Origin of the sequence: Cernens ardua, from assembly GCF_051251085.1 — a bacterium.
In the GTDB taxonomy this organism is placed as follows: domain Bacteria; phylum Pseudomonadota; class Gammaproteobacteria; order Pseudomonadales; family Halomonadaceae; genus Cernens; species Cernens ardua.
In genome coordinates, this window is the sequence record NZ_JBPCZH010000007.1 from 22,962 (window position 1) to 37,805 (window position 14,844).

11 protein-coding genes are annotated in these 14,844 nt (G+C 49.6%); all 11 read left to right on the plus strand.

The genetic code is table 11. The features are described from left to right. The first annotated feature begins 702 nt into the window (after nt 1-702). The 11 genes from sdhC to pcsA all read left to right on the plus strand — a co-directional run bounded on the left by sdhC (nt 703) and on the right by pcsA (nt 14,709). Entirely contained in the window at nt 703-1,101 is a 399-nt protein-coding gene (sdhC, locus tag LMG33818_RS11695; protein WP_442323572.1) for a succinate dehydrogenase, cytochrome b556 subunit, read from the plus strand. Then, nucleotides 1,095-1,442, plus strand: a complete 348-nt coding sequence (gene sdhD / locus LMG33818_RS11700; protein WP_442323573.1) for a succinate dehydrogenase, hydrophobic membrane anchor protein — start codon at nt 1,095-1,097, stop codon at nt 1,440-1,442. Before sdhC ends, sdhD begins: the two co-directional genes overlap by 7 nt. A gap of 6 nt (nt 1,443-1,448) precedes the next feature. Then, a complete protein-coding gene (gene sdhA, locus LMG33818_RS11705; protein ID WP_442323574.1) occupies nt 1,449-3,221 on the plus strand; it encodes a succinate dehydrogenase flavoprotein subunit in 1,773 nt (590 codons plus the stop codon). A 16-nt stretch (nt 3,222-3,237) separates the two neighbouring features. After that, nucleotides 3,238-3,948, plus strand: coding sequence for a succinate dehydrogenase iron-sulfur subunit (locus LMG33818_RS11710; RefSeq protein WP_442323575.1), 711 nt, complete (start codon nt 3,238-3,240; stop codon nt 3,946-3,948). A gap of 236 nt (nt 3,949-4,184) precedes the next feature. Further along, nucleotides 4,185-7,043 (plus strand): 2-oxoglutarate dehydrogenase E1 component, encoded by a 2,859-nt coding sequence (locus LMG33818_RS11715; RefSeq protein ID WP_442323576.1) that lies wholly within the window; start codon nt 4,185-4,187, stop codon nt 7,041-7,043. Between the two features lie 127 nt (nt 7,044-7,170). After that, a complete protein-coding gene (odhB, locus tag LMG33818_RS11720; RefSeq protein ID WP_442323577.1) occupies nt 7,171-8,769 on the plus strand; it encodes a 2-oxoglutarate dehydrogenase complex dihydrolipoyllysine-residue succinyltransferase in 1,599 nt (532 codons plus the stop codon). 110 nt (nt 8,770-8,879) lie between these two features. After that, a complete protein-coding gene (gene lpdA / locus LMG33818_RS11725; protein WP_442323578.1) occupies nt 8,880-10,319 on the plus strand; it encodes a dihydrolipoyl dehydrogenase in 1,440 nt (479 codons plus the stop codon). 459 nt (nt 10,320-10,778) lie between these two features. Continuing rightward, nucleotides 10,779-11,888, plus strand: a complete 1,110-nt coding sequence (locus LMG33818_RS11730; RefSeq protein ID WP_442323579.1) for an S-(hydroxymethyl)glutathione dehydrogenase/class III alcohol dehydrogenase — start codon at nt 10,779-10,781, stop codon at nt 11,886-11,888. Between the two features lie 78 nt (nt 11,889-11,966). Further along, a complete protein-coding gene (fghA, locus tag LMG33818_RS11735) occupies nt 11,967-12,836 on the plus strand; it encodes an S-formylglutathione hydrolase (protein WP_442323580.1) in 870 nt (289 codons plus the stop codon). 228 nt (nt 12,837-13,064) lie between these two features. Beyond that, nucleotides 13,065-13,760, plus strand: a complete 696-nt coding sequence (mtgA, locus tag LMG33818_RS11740; protein WP_442323581.1) for a monofunctional biosynthetic peptidoglycan transglycosylase — start codon at nt 13,065-13,067, stop codon at nt 13,758-13,760. Nucleotides 13,761-13,992: 232 nt separating this feature from the next. Then, on the plus strand, nt 13,993-14,709 hold the full coding sequence (gene pcsA / locus LMG33818_RS11745; protein ID WP_442323582.1) for a phosphatidylcholine synthase: 717 nt from the start codon (nt 13,993-13,995) through the stop codon (nt 14,707-14,709). The last annotated feature ends 135 nt before the right edge of the window (nt 14,710-14,844 follow it).

The window sequence follows — 14,844 nt, forward strand, 5'->3', positions numbered from 1 at the left end:
ATTGAATGAGTTGATATTGAATCTAAGTTGATATTGAACCTGAGTTAATACTGAACATATGTTGATACTGAACCTGAGTTATATCTGAATTCGAGACGGATCTGTTCCGCTAGTCTGTAGAGTAGTGAATATACTCTCTGACGACTGATCCATTGCGACTTCACCGGGCAATTCCCCGATTACCTCTTGCTCACTACCGGTTTAACCAACCCTTCGTCGCCTATTCGATTCTTACTTGAAACATGCACAGACACATAGTGTATCCCTTTGGGAGGAGTAGAGGGTTTAGCCGATCGTCTAATATAAGGTGTGTTTTGCTATGACATGGCCGCTTATCCCATAGAGAGATTCCAAAAAAGGGCGCGTAATGAGAGGTTGGGAATAACAAAGCAATATTCCAGTGGAGGCACAGGTACATTCCACAGTCTGCTTAATAAACCAAGGAGAGATGCGTAAAGCCTATACTTTAAGCTAAGTTTGTTCGCCCGTACTTCGATTGTACAAACGTTAAGGAGGTCTTATACTACTAATCCGTCATAGCAAGTATCGAGATCCGATCTGATCTTCCGATTCCGTGGGAATATGCTGCTTTGTGGGCGGTGATTCGAGTGAACTGGGAGTTTTTGACGGCATCCTGATATGGCGTCCAAAAAAACCAAACAGAAATCCGTGTGAAAGTCAGCCGGATGAGAGAATTTCACCGTGACCAACAAACAGCCTATAAAGGCTGCCGATAGACCAGTCAATCTGGATATCAGTACGATACGGCAGCCACTACCCGCCATTATTTCCATAACCCATCGTGTTACCGGGGTTTTCCTTTTTATCGGCCTCATCTTCGCCCTTTGGGCATTCGATAAATCGCTTTCTTCTCCTCAGGGCTTTGCAGCTGTTCATCATGCATTCGCACACAACTTTCTGGCAAAACTGATCGCCTGGGGGCTTCTATCCTCATTGGGTTGGCATTTTGTTGCCGGTATCCGTCATTTGGCAATGGACATGCACTATGCCGATGACAAGGAAGGCGGCATGCGTACTTCCAAACTGGTATTGATTGCCGGTTTTGTCCTGATTGTGCTCGCGGGGGTATGGGTATGGTAACTGTTATTACAAATCTAACGCGCAACGGTTTGTCCGACTGGCTTGTACAGCGGGTGTCCGCCGTTATCCTTGCCCTATATACCCTGTTCATGGTGCTTTATCTTCTGTTTCACCCTCACTTGAATTATGCCGAGTGGTCCGGGTTGTTCGAAAATAATGCCATGCGAGTATTTACCCTGGCAGCTGCGCTTTCCATTGCTGCCCATGCATGGATTGGGGTATGGACCATTCTGACTGATTACGTCAAATGTGCTTTTGCACGGTTGATCATACAGGTTGTTGTGATCCTCGCGCTTTTCGCTTTTGTTGTCTGGTCAGTGCTAGTGATGTGGGGAGCCTGATTTATTATGTCACATATTCATGAAATGACGTTTGATGCCATCGTTATCGGTGGTGGTGGTGCGGGTATGCGTGCGGGCCTGGAGCTTTCCAAGTCCGGCAAGAAAACTGCAGTTCTGACCAAGGTATTCCCTACGCGTTCCCATACTGTTTCGGCACAGGGAGGAATCACCAGTGCCATTGCCAGTGCCGACCCGAATGATGACTGGCGTTGGCATATGTATGACACCGTAAAAGGTTCTGATTACATTGGTGATCAGGATGCGATTGAGTATATGTGTGCTGAGGGGCCAAGTGCGGTCTTTGAGCTTGAGCATATGGGCCTTCCTTTTTCCCGATTCGATAACGGTCGTATTTATCAGCGACCTTTTGGTGGGCAGTCCAAGGATTATGGTCATGGTGGGCAGGCGGCGCGTACCTGTGCCGCGGCGGACCGTACCGGGCACGCATTGTTGCATACGCTTTATCAGAATAACCTGCGTAGCGGTACCGAGTTTCTGGAAGAGTGGTATGCCGTTGATCTGGTCAAGAATGCAGCCAATGCTGTCGTTGGTGTCATTGCCATCAATATAGAGACCGGCGAAGAGGTATTGATCAAGGCCAAAGCCACTGTATTGGCAACCGGGGGCGCTGGTCGTATTTTTGCATCCACCACCAATGCATTGATCAACACGGGTGATGGTGTTGGCATGGCACTCCGTGCCGGCTTCACTGTACAGGATATGGAAATGTGGCAGTTCCATCCCACCGGTATTTATGAAGCAGGGGTGCTGGTAACAGAGGGTTGCCGTGGTGAGGGAGGTTATCTCATCAATAAGGACGGCGAACGCTTCATGGAACGCTATGCCCCCAATGCCAAGGATTTGGCTAGCCGTGATGTCGTGGCACGTTCCATGGTGCTGGAAATGAAGGATGGTCGTGGTTGTGGTGAGAAAGGAGACCACGTGCTGCTGAAGCTGGACCATCTGGGTGAAGAGGTTCTCAAGAAACGCCTGCCCGGTATCATCGAACTGTCCAAAACATTTGCGCATGTCGATCCGGTCAAGGAGCCAATCCCGGTAACACCCACGTGCCACTATATGATGGGGGGAATTCCCACCAATGTGCATGGTCAGGCCCTGCAAATTGATGATAAGGGGAATGCCAAACCCATCGATGGTTTGTACGCCTGTGGTGAGGTCGCCTGTGTTTCTGTTCACGGCGGCAATCGTCTGGGGGGTAATTCACTGCTTGATCTGGTGGTGTTTGGCCGTGCAGCGGGGCGTTATATTGAAAGTGTCCTGAATGATGGTGTCGATGGGCTTGAGCCTACAGATGATGAGGTCAATCATGCACTCGCGCGTCTGAGACGCTGGGATGATTCCACTGAGGGTGAGTCTGTGCCTGAGCTAAAAGCAGAGCTTCAGGATATTATGCAAATGCACTTTGGTGTATTCCGTACTGAAAAACCAATGCTGGAAGGTGTTGAAAAACTCAAGGATCTGCGTACACGTATTGACAACGCTCACTTGAAAGACAAATCAAAAACCTTCAACACGGCACGTATCGAAGCATTGGAACTGGATAATCTTTTCGAGGTGGCTGAGGCAACCGCTATATCAGCGCTCAACCGTAAAGAGAGTCGTGGCGCTCATTCCCGCGAAGACTATCCTGATCGTGATGACGAAAACTGGCTGAAACATTCGGTTTACTATCCGACTGAAAAGCGTCTTGGCAAGCGTGATGTCAATATGAAACCGAAAACAGTTCCACCGTTTGAGCCAAAAATTCGTACTTATTGATGGGGAAGGTTAGCTCATGACGACGTTAACAGTATCGATATACCGTTATAATCCGGATACGGATAAAAAACCCTACATGAAGGATTATCAGGTCGATACGGGAGACCGTGACCTGATGGTACTTAATGTGATTACCATGATTCAGGATCAGGATCCGACCATTGCCTTCCGTCGTAGTTGTCGCGAGGGTGTGTGTGGCTCGGATGGTGTGAACATGAACGGACGCAATGGCCTGACGTGTATTACACCGCTTTCCGAAGTGGTCAAAAACAACCGTCTTGTACTCAGGCCGCTGCCGGGGTTGCCGGTTATTCGTGATCTGGTGGTTGATATGCAGATGTTCTATCAGCAGTATCGCAAGATCGAACCCTATTTGCAGAACGACACCCCGCCGCCCGCTATCGAGCGTCTTCAGTCCCCGGAAGACCGTGACAAACTGGACGGCCTATACGAATGCATCTTGTGCGCCTGTTGTTCGACTTCCTGCCCTTCGTTTTGGTGGAATCCCGACAAGTTCATTGGACCGGCAGGGCTGTTACAGGCCTATCGCTTCCTGAATGACAGCCGTGACACTGCAACGCGCGAGCGACTGGCAGAACTGGACGACCCTTTCAGCGTCTTCCGTTGCCGAGGCATCATGAATTGCGTTAGCGTATGCCCTAAAGGCCTGAATCCGACACATGCGATCGGCAAGATTCGTGAGCTTCTGATGACACAGGCCACATGACAGGAATTACCCTTTGACAACATTGCCCATTAGCGCAAAGCATTAGATAAGCGTTAATGGGTCATTTGTTATTATGCATCAGTAATATTGTAATCAACCTTGGAAAATGGGTTTCCTGGCCTTAAGCGGGTAGGCCGGGAAAGGTGAATTACGATAAGCGTTAAAAAGACCAGAGATGACGCGCCAATGTGTCATCCCCGAACCCCACCCGTTACGAATAAGCAGGGTGCACTACAATGCAAGAAGGCACTATGGATTCTCTTCGACGCACTTCTCACATGAGTGGGTCCAACACGCACTACGTTGAAGAGTTATACGAGCACTACCTCGAAGATCCAGCCTCAGTACCAGATGAGTGGCGTCAGTATTTCGATACGTTGGCTGCACAGGGTGATTCTTCCCGGAAAGATCAACCATTGGCGCCTGTCCGAGCGGCCTTCGAACAATTGGGTCGACAAGGGCAACATGTTCAGGTTTCTTCCCACACTTCCTCTGATGATCTTCGTCGCCAAATTGGTGTTTTGCGCCTGATAGATGCCTACCGTCTGCGCGGACATCAGCGCGCTCAACTCGATCCACTTGGATTGCGTAAACGCCAGCCGGTTCCTGATCTGGACCTTTCCTACCACCATTTGACCGAGCAGGATCTTACCGTCGAGTTTCCCACGGATACGCTCTATTTTGGCAAGTCGCAAGCAACACTGGGTGAAATTATTGAGCGCCTGCAGCAGACGTATTGCCGTACCATTGGTTGTGAGTTCATGCACATCGTTGATACGGGCGAGCAACACTGGCTGGAACAGCGTGTAGAATCCATCCACGGGCAACCTGATTTCAGTGCTGATGAAAAGCGTCGTATTCTTGAACGACTGACGGCGGCAGAAGGGCTGGAAAGTTATCTGGCGAGCCGTTATCCGGGAACCAAGCGCTTTGGTCTGGAAGGAGGAGAATCCTTCATTCCTTTGGTTGACGAGCTCATCCAGCGTTCAGGTCAGGAAGGGGTGAAAGAGGTCGTCATTGGTATGGCGCACCGCGGCCGTCTCAATTTGATGGTTAATATTCTTGGTAAAAGTCCGGCGGATCTGATTGATGAATTCGACGGCAAACACCCGGTGGTAGAGGGCGCGGGAGACGTTAAATACCATAAAGGGTACAGCTCGAATATCATGACGCCCGGCGGTGAAACGCATTTGGCGCTGGCCTTTAACCCCTCGCATCTTGAGATAGTGGGCCCCGTCATCGAAGGATCAGTGAGAGCACGTCAGGATCGTCGTCAGGATGATCAGGGTGATCAAGTGCTTCCTATCTCTGTTCATGGCGATGCTGCTTTCGCCGCTCAGGGCGTGGTCATGGAAACCTTCCAGATGTCTCAGACCCGTGGCTTCAAAACGGGGGGAACCGTCCATGTGGTTATTAATAACCAGGTGGGCTTCACCACATCGGACCGTGCGGATGCACGCTCAACCGAATACTGCACTGATGTTGCCAAAATGGTTCAGGCACCCATATTCCATGTAAATGGAGATGACCCTGAAGCTGTCATCGAAGTGGCAAGAATTGCACTCGACTATCGCCAGAAATTCCACAAGGATGTCGTTATTGATCTGGTGTGCTACCGCCGTCGTGGTCACAACGAAGCCGACGAGCCATCGGGCACTCAGCCGTTGATGTATGCCACGATCAAGCAGCATCCGACTACGCGTAAACTGTATGCAGACCAGTTGATCAGCCAGCAGGTCATTACCCCTGATCAAGTACAACACCTTGTTGATGAATATCGCCACCATTTGGATGAACGAAGTCAGGTGGTTAATGAATTGGTCAAGGAACCGAATCGTCAGCTTTTTGTTGATTGGACACCTTACCTCGGCCAAAGCTGGTTCGGTGATTACGATACGCCTTTCAACAAGGCCCGTTTGATCGAGTTGGCGAATGCCCTTGGGCGTATTCCCGAAGGGGTGGATGTGCAGCGTCAGGTGGCGAAAGTTTACAGTGACCGGCAGAAAATGATTGAAGGAGCGCTGCCGATCAATTGGGGGTTTGCGGAAACATTGGCGTATGCAACTCTGCTTGATGAAGGACATCCCATTCGCATCAGTGGTGAAGACAGCGGTCGAGGTACTTTCTCGCACCGTCATGCGGTGATTCATAACCAGAAAGATGACTCGACCTGGGTACCGCTTCAGCATATCAAGCCAGAGCAACCTCCGTTTAATATTTATGACTCGTTGCTGTCGGAAGAAGCGGTGTTGGCATTTGAGTATGGCTATGCGACAACGTCGCCCAAAGGGCTGGTTGCATGGGAAGCGCAGTTTGGTGATTTTGCCAACGGCGCTCAGGTCGTTATTGACCAGTTCATCAGCTCGGGTGAAACCAAATGGCAGCGCCTGTGTGGGCTGGTTCTGTTGCTGCCTCACGGTTACGAAGGGCAGGGCGCTGAACACTCTTCAGCACGTCTTGAGCGTTTTCTACAACTGTCTTCCGAAAGCAATATGCAGGTAGTCGTTCCTACCACGCCGGCGCAAATGTTCCATTTATTGAGGCGTCAGGTTGTGCGTCCCTTGCGCAAGCCGCTGATTGTCATGCAGCCCAAAAGTCTGTTGCGTCACAAGGAGGCTGTTTCGACCCTGGATGATCTGGCAGAGGGCCGTTTCCAGTTGGTGATCAGTGATCATGGCGAGGTGGCGGCGGATACCATTCGGCACGCGATTATCTGTTCGGGTAAAGTCTATTATGATCTGTTGAATTATCGTCGTGAACATGAGCGCAACGATGTTGCGATTATCCGTGTTGAGCAGTTGTATCCCTTCCCGAGTGAAACGTTGCCGAAACGCCTGCGTGAATTCACTTCGCTGGAGAGCGTATGCTGGTGCCAGGATGAACCGCGCAATCAGGGGGGGTGGCTTATCCTCAAGGATGAACTGACGGCGGCTATCAAGGTAGCTCATCCTGGTGTTGAAAATACGCTGTATTACGCGGGGCGTGATTCTTCAGCAGCGCCAGCAGTCGGATACATCGCAAACCATACGCTTCAACAGGAAGCATTGGTCAATGCGGCTTTTAATGGTGACGTTGAATCCGGGCATACGTTATAAACCACGCGCTCAAAACGTCGGGTATTTACCACTTTTATATTAACGGGCTTCAGGGGTGAAGTCCTGCAGCTCTCAAGTGAAGCAGGTAGATGCAACACTTGATAGGGTAACGCAAAAAGGAACGTACATGGCAACCGATATCAAGTCCCCCAGTTTTCCAGAGTCTGTCGCGGAAGGTACCGTAGCAGCCTGGCATAAGAAAACGGGTGATTCCGTTGAACGTGATGAGCTCATTGTTGAAATCGAAACCGACAAAGTGGTGCTCGAAGTGGTCGCCCCTGTTGCCGGTATTTTGCAAGAGATCAAGGTTCAGGAAGGCGAGGTATGTGATTCTGAACAAGTGCTTGGGGTATTGGGAGATCCCAAACCCGAAGCCTCTCTCGCGAGCGCGAGCGAATCCCCCGATGCTGTCGCGAAAGCCGTTACAAATGAAAGTTCCACGTCAGCTTCATCTGATAATGCTAACCCTCAAGCGTCTGATCATGAAGTGAAGGCACCTTCGTTTCCTGAATCCGTCGCAGAAGGGACAGTGGCGACCTGGCACAAACAGCCGGGTGAACCTGTCAAACGTGACGAATTGCTGGTTGATATTGAAACCGACAAGGTCGTGTTGGAGGTCGTTGCACCTGCCGATGGCACATTGAAAGAGATCATGGCGCCTGAAGGCACTCAGGTGGCTTCTGAACAGGTATTGGCTACCTTTTCGGAAGGGGGGGCTCCTTCATCGGCAGCTGCTTCGTCAACGGCACAAACAAACGACGAAGAAGCAGGCGCAGAACAAGTCGGTTCAGTCTGGTTGGCACCGGCGGCCCGCCCGCTTGTGGCAGAGCACGGGCTTGATCCCGAAAAGATCAAAGGCACAGGCAAGCATGGCGTAATCCTTAAGCAGGATGTGGTTGAGGCGATCAACAATGGACAGGCCCCGAATGCTGTGCAATCACGTCAGGCTGCATCTGCTCCTGCGGCTAAATCTGCAGGATCAACGTCTGCTGTAGCGCAATCCAGTGTGAGTACGCCCAGCGGTGAGCGCCCTGAGGAACGTGTGCCCATGAGTCGCCTCCGCCAGACCATTGCCAAGCGTCTGGTACAGGCTCAGCAAAACGCCGCCATGTTGACGACTTACAACGAAGTCGACATGAGCAGTGTTATGGCGCTGCGCTCACAATATCGCGATCTGTTCCAGAAAACCCACGACATCAAACTAGGATTCATGGGCTTTTTCGTCAAGGCGTGTACAGAGGCGCTCAAGCGGTTCCCCGATGTGAATGCTTCTATAGACGGTTCGGATATTGTGTATCACGGATATCAGGATATTGGTGTCGCCGTTTCAACACCGCGTGGTTTGGTAGTACCGGTACTTCGTAATACCGATACCATGAAATTGGCCGATGTCGAAAGCCAGATTGCGGATTTCGGTAAACGTGGTCGTGATGGAAAGCTCGGTATTGATGATATGACTGGCGGTACCTTCACTATTACCAATGGGGGTATTTTCGGGTCTCTGCTCTCGACGCCGATTATCAATCCACCCCAAACCGCTATTTTGGGAATGCACGCGATTCAGGAGCGTCCTATAGCGGTTGATGGTGAAGTGGTTATTCGCCCGATGATGTATGTTGCACTCTCGTATGACCACCGTATGATCGACGGTAAGGATGCTGTACAGTTCCTCGTCACTGTGAAGAATCTGCTTGAAGATCCTGCTCGTTTCCTACTGAATGTTTGAGTATTTTGTGGTTGGGTTGGAAACGGTCAGGTTTTATCAATTTATTAACAGCGCGCATCTTGAGTGAGTAAAGGTGCGTCTACATTTATACCATCGGGAAGTTTTATTCTATGGCCGAAAAATTCGATGTTATCGTCATTGGTGCTGGCCCTGGCGGTTACGTTGCTGCCATTCGTGCAGCTCAACTTGGATTGAAAACGGCATGTGTCGAGAAATGGGTCAACAATGAGGGTAAGACCGTCTTCGGTGGAACCTGTCTGAATGTTGGCTGTATCCCTTCGAAAGCGTTGTTGGAGAGCTCCCACAAATTTATTGAGGCTCGTGACCATTTCGCTGAAATCGGTATCGAAGTAGGCGATATTTCGACAAATATCGATAAAATGCAGTCTTTCAAGCAATCTGTCATCAACAAGAATGTGGGCGGTATTGGCATGCTGTTCAAGGCCAATGGTGTTACACCGTTGGAGGGGAGCGGTAAGGTGTTGGCTGACAAACAGGTTGAAGTGACGGCCCATGACGGGAGTACTGCTACCTATTCAGCCGACAATATCATCATTGCGTCTGGCTCTGTGCCGGTCAATATTCCTCCTGCGCCGCTGACAGGTGATGTCATAGTGGATTCTACCGGTGCGTTGGAGTTTACCGAGGCACCCAAACGTCTGGGGGTCATTGGTGCAGGTGTGATCGGTTTGGAACTGGGCTCTGTCTGGAACCGTTTGGGCAGTGAAGTGACGGTGATTGAAGCTCTTGATAGCTTCCTGCCTTCAGTGGATGAGCAGATTGCCAAGGAAACCAAAAAGCTTCTGAGCAAGCAGGGAATGGATATCAAACTGGGCGCCAAGGTCACAGGCTCAGAAGTCAAGGGTAACGAAGTCGAGATTCGTTATAGTGACAAGGATGGCGAAAAGTCACAGACCTTTGACAAAGTAGTGGTCGCTGTTGGGCGTAAACCCTACACGGCGAATCTACTGGCCGAGAATACTGGCATTGAACAGGACCAGCGTGGGTTTATCACGGTCAATGATCATTGTCAGACCAGCGTTCCCGGTGTGTATGCCATAGGCGATGTTGTACGTGGCCCCATGCTTGCGCATAAAGCCTCTGAAGAAGGCGTGATGGTTGCGGATATCATTGCAGGCCACAAAGCCGAAATGAATTATGAGGCAATCCCGAGTGTCATTTATACAGCACCGGAAGTCGCACAGGTAGGTAAAACCGAGCAGCAATTGCGAGAGGAAGGCGTGGAATATAAAACCGGTACCTTCCCGTTTGCCGCCAATGGCCGTGCATTGGCCAATAATGCGCCGGAAGGGTTGGCCAAAGTGATCTCCTGTGCCAAAACAGACCGTATTCTGGGCGTTCATATTCTGTCACAGCATGCCGGTGAGCTAATTGCTCAGGCAGTCACAGCGATTGAATTTGGTGCAACGGCTGAGGATATTGGGCTGATTTGTTTTGCACACCCAACAACTTCCGAAGCCATTCATGAAGCCGCGTTGGCTGTTGATGGTCATGCTATTCATCAGGCCAATCGTAAACGCAAAAAATAATTCATTTCGTTAAAACAACGAATAGGATTATACCGCACCCTCTCCATCGTGATTCATTTTTATGAGTTCATGCATGGTGGGGGTGTTTGTTTATGATTTGAAAAATTTGTTTATGAGCCCACGGGTACGTGATTGAAGATGCCTGGTTAAAAAGGTGTCGTTAAAAAAGCCTTGGCCATGTGATTTACTCTTACTACTGAATGCTGCTTATGAGATTTTCGAAAACGGTTTTGAAAACTGTCGTTTGACGATAAGCCGGTGTCGCCCTTTTTGTGAATACGCCTCTGCAATTTTCTTTACACTGAAGATCACGCCATCCGAAATTAAAAGACGGTTATCTGAAAAATAACCTTAACTATTCCATTAGAACGATAGTGAATTGTGGTCATCGACCGATTAAAATCAACAAATGATCCATTAAAACATGGCCTTACACCTAATGACTGATTGGAGAGCTTGATGAAATCACGTGCAGCTGTCGCATGGGAAGCGGGTAAACCCCTGACTATTGAAGAGATCGATGTCGCAGGGCCTCGTGCAGGAGAAGTTCTTGTTCGAATTGTTGCCACGGGGGTTTGCCACACGGATGCCTTTACGCTCTCGGGCCGTGATCCAGAGGGTATTTTCCCCGCCGTCCTTGGGCACGAAGGTGCAGGTATTGTCGAAGAGGTGGGGCCGGGCGTGACATCCGTCAAACCAGGGGATCATGTGATTCCGCTTTACACTGCAGAGTGTGGTAAATGTAAATTCTGCCTGTCCGGTAAAACCAACCTTTGTAGCGCTGTACGTGCGACGCAGGGTAAAGGGTTGATGCCCGATGGCACTACACGATTCTCCAAAAACGGTATCCCCATTTATCATTACATGGGCACTTCGACCTTTTCCGAATATACCGTTGTTTCAGAATACTCGGTGGCAAAGGTTAGCCCTGAAGCGCCACTGGACAAAGTCTGTTTGCTCGGGTGTGGGATTACGACGGGTATCGGTGCCGTATTCAACACTGCCAAAGTAGAGGAAGGCGCTACAGTGGCTGTCTTTGGGCTCGGCGCCATCGGGCTGTCGGTTATTCAGGGGGCAAAACTGGCCAATGCGGGGCGTATCATCGCTATTGACCTGAACCCGGATAAATTCGAATTTGCCCGCCAGCTGGGTGCGACTGATTGTGTGAATCCGGCGGATTACAATGCGCCCACACAGGAGGTGATCGTTGATATGACAGACGGTGGGGTGGACTATTCATTCGAATGTATTGGTAACGTCAATGTCATGCGTCAGGCACTGGAATGCTGTCATAAAGGATGGGGTGAATCCGTCATTATCGGTGTTGCAGGGGCCGGTGAAGAGATTTCAACTCGTCCGTTCCAGCTTGTAACAGGCCGTGTTTGGAAAGGTAGTGCTTTTGGTGGTGTTAAAGGTCGTACACAATTGCCAGGTTATGTCGAGCGCTATATGGCAGGCAAAATCAATATTGATGATTTTGTGACCTATGACCTGAAGCTGGATCAGATCAACGAAGCTTTCGAACTGATGCATGACGGTAAGGCGATTCGTAGCGTTATTCATTTCTAACGTGGATGAACGATAGTATCGTCTAACAACATCAAAGGGCGCTGCAGGCATGTAGCGCCTTTTTTCAAGGAACAGGTAATGACTGACGTTAATGAAAAATCCACTGTACTTGAAGCGCTGTCTTCCACTCGCAGTTTTGGCGGTATTTACCAGCGATTTCAACACTACTCGGAAGTATTGAATTGCACGATGGTGTTTGGCATTTTTCTGCCGGATGCGGAGCGTTTTCCAACCCCTTCACTTGTCTGGTGGCTGTCCGGCCTGACCTGTACAGATGAGAACTTCATGCAAAAAGCAGGGGCGCACCGGATTGCAAATGAGCTGGGGCTTGCGATTATTTGCCCGGATACCAGCCCGCGAGGGACGGATCTCCCGGGTGAACACGATACCTATGATTTTGGCTCAGGTGCAGGTTTTTATCTGAATGCTACGCAGTCGCCCTGGGATCAGCACTATCGTATGTATGACTATGTGCTGAATGAATTGCCGGCTGTGGTGGAAGCGAATTTTTCGCTCAGCGGTCAGCACTCCATTATGGGACATTCCATGGGGGGTCATGGTGCGCTGGTGTTGGGGTTGCGTAACCCCGATCGATACAAGGCTGTTTCTGCTTTCGCACCCATTACCCATCCCAGTGTTGTCCCGTGGGGGGAGAAAGCCTTTACCGGTTACCTTGGTGAAGATACCTCGGCGTGGAAAGCCTATGACGCGTGTGAGTTGATTCGCAATGCGAAAGAGGCCACGGCACTTCCCGAATTATGGGTGGATCAGGGGACTTCAGATAATTTCCTTGAGACACAGTTGAGGCCTGAAAATCTCGAGGTAGTCTGTAAAGAGAAGGGTGTACCACTGATATTGCGTATGCAGCCTGGCTATGACCATAGTTATTACTTTATTGCCAGCTTTATCGAAGATCATTTGCGCTATCATGCGAACAAGCTGGCTTGACTCACAGGCTGAATGAGGCTCCTGTGATGAGGAGCCCTGGATATTTTCTATTTAATCATTTACCAACCCCTGGCCTTCTTCATGTCGGGATGTCCCCCTTTGTATCCCGTGATGCGGTTCCCACCCTGCCGGATTGGTCATATTGTTGCCAAAGCCGCTATACTGACCCCATATACAGGTTGCGAATAAACAAAAAAGATCATGTCTATATCCCTTTCTGGCAAAGATATGTTGCGTTGTGCTCTTAAAGGGCTCGTTATATGTCTGGCATTCTTCATTGTACTGTCCGTTTTGAGTGTACTGGTTTTTCGTTGGATACCCGTGCCGGTTTCTTCCGTGATGGTGCAGCGGGAGGTCGAAGCTCTGGTATCAGGCAAAGCCCTGTCTTACCACTATGATTGGGTGAGTTATGAGGAGATTTCGCCACAACTGAAGATGGCAGTCATCACCAGTGAAGATCAGCTGTTTCCTTTTCATCATGGGTTTGATCAACATCAAATCGAGATGGCCTTGCGTAGTTGGAGGGCCGGGGATGCTCTACGGGGTGCCAGTACGTTGAGTCAGCAAACATCAAAGAATATCTGGCTCTGGACTGACTCTGACTGGGTACGAAAAGGGATAGAAGCATGGTTCACCGTTTTGATCGAGGCGATGTGGCCCAAGCATCGGATTCTGGAAATGTATCTTAATCTCGCTGAATGGGGGCCAGGCATTTATGGGGCTCAGGCTGCTGCAGAACACTATTTCGGTACCAGCGCTGCACATTTGACAGAGCGTCAGGCTGAACTGCTGGCATCTGTATTGCCTGCACCCTCGATGTGGAGCCCTGTGCATCCGGATCAACATATCCTTGAACACGTTGGGTGGATCAGCCGTCAGGAAGCCCAGTTGGGAGGATTGCGTTATCTGGATAATGTTCATTAAGATCACTTTATGTGGGTATATCGTATAAAGTAAATAGACCATCTGCCGATATATTCTCATCAGTCAAGAGGATCTCCTGCTTAGCGGGAAGGCTTGGATGTGCTTTATGTCGGCTTGAAACCTGCTGATATTTAGAGAAAATGTTCGAATTGGCGTAGAATTGTGCCTGGCATGCTGCAGATTATGTTGTAAGCTGGGTTGTAAACTTTACAGAGCCTTCAGGTAGCTACTTATGTCCGAAACTCTTTCCACTAAAGATTCCAAGGTTTCCGTCTTCCGGGCCTGGGGAATCCACGCATTTACCGCCAGCGGTGTTATTCTCGGGATGATGGCCCTGTTGTCTCTTGTCAATGGTGACGCTGTCTCTTGCCTGTTATGGTTAGGGGTAGCCATGATGGTAGATGGCGTTGATGGGAACCTTGCCCGAAAATACGAAATCAAACGTATCCTGCCCAACTTTGATGGTGTCATACTGGATATGGTGATTGACTACCTGACATGGTCATTTGTCCCCGCCATTTTTATCTACGAATTTATTCCTTTGCCTCATTTTCTGGGATTGCCGGCAATATTCGTTATTTTGCTCTCTTCCATGTTCTGTTACTGCAATGTCAATGCGAAGAGCGAAGACTCCTACTTTGTAGGTTTTCCTGCCGCATGGAATATCGTTGCGGCCTATTTTTATATTTTTCCGCAGCAGCCCTGGGTTACCTTTGCCATTATCGTAGTCCTGGCTGCGTTGACTGTGAGCTCCATCAAATTTCTTCACCCCTTCAGGGTTAAGCAATTGATGCCACTTAATATTGCAGTCACTGTCCTGTGGTGTGTTTGCATGACGGTATTGATCATCAATCAGCAACACCCGGTATGGGCGGTTTATAGCCTGATTGCAACGTCCATCTATTTCGCAGGTATGTGCATCCTGAGGACCGCGCGTGAATGGTTATAACGGGATGGATCACCGGATTTTACCGCGTGCTATGAAAGAGTGAATGGCTATTGTTGCTATTGAATATTCAAATAAAAAAGGAGGCTTTGAGCCTCCTTTTTTTATGTTCAAAATAGTGAAAATACCCTTCGCATT

Bases quoted from the DNA above. Each gene is read 5' to 3' on its own strand.
- sdhD (WP_442323573.1), top strand. From the start codon at position 1,095: ATGGTAACTGTTATTACAAATCTAACGCGCAACGGTTTGTCCGACTGG.
- sdhA (WP_442323574.1), top strand. From the start codon at position 1,449: ATGTCACATATTCATGAAATGACGTTTGATGCCATCGTTATCGGTGGT.
- LMG33818_RS11710 (WP_442323575.1), top strand. From the start codon at position 3,238: ATGACGACGTTAACAGTATCGATATACCGTTATAATCCGGATACGGAT.
- LMG33818_RS11715 (WP_442323576.1), top strand. From the start codon at position 4,185: ATGCAAGAAGGCACTATGGATTCTCTTCGACGCACTTCTCACATGAGT.
- odhB (WP_442323577.1), top strand. From the start codon at position 7,171: ATGGCAACCGATATCAAGTCCCCCAGTTTTCCAGAGTCTGTCGCGGAA.
- lpdA (WP_442323578.1), top strand. From the start codon at position 8,880: ATGGCCGAAAAATTCGATGTTATCGTCATTGGTGCTGGCCCTGGCGGT.
- LMG33818_RS11730 (WP_442323579.1), top strand. From the start codon at position 10,779: ATGAAATCACGTGCAGCTGTCGCATGGGAAGCGGGTAAACCCCTGACT.
- fghA (WP_442323580.1), top strand. From the start codon at position 11,967: ATGACTGACGTTAATGAAAAATCCACTGTACTTGAAGCGCTGTCTTCC.
- mtgA (WP_442323581.1), top strand. From the start codon at position 13,065: ATGTTGCGTTGTGCTCTTAAAGGGCTCGTTATATGTCTGGCATTCTTC.
- pcsA (WP_442323582.1), top strand. From the start codon at position 13,993: ATGTCCGAAACTCTTTCCACTAAAGATTCCAAGGTTTCCGTCTTCCGG.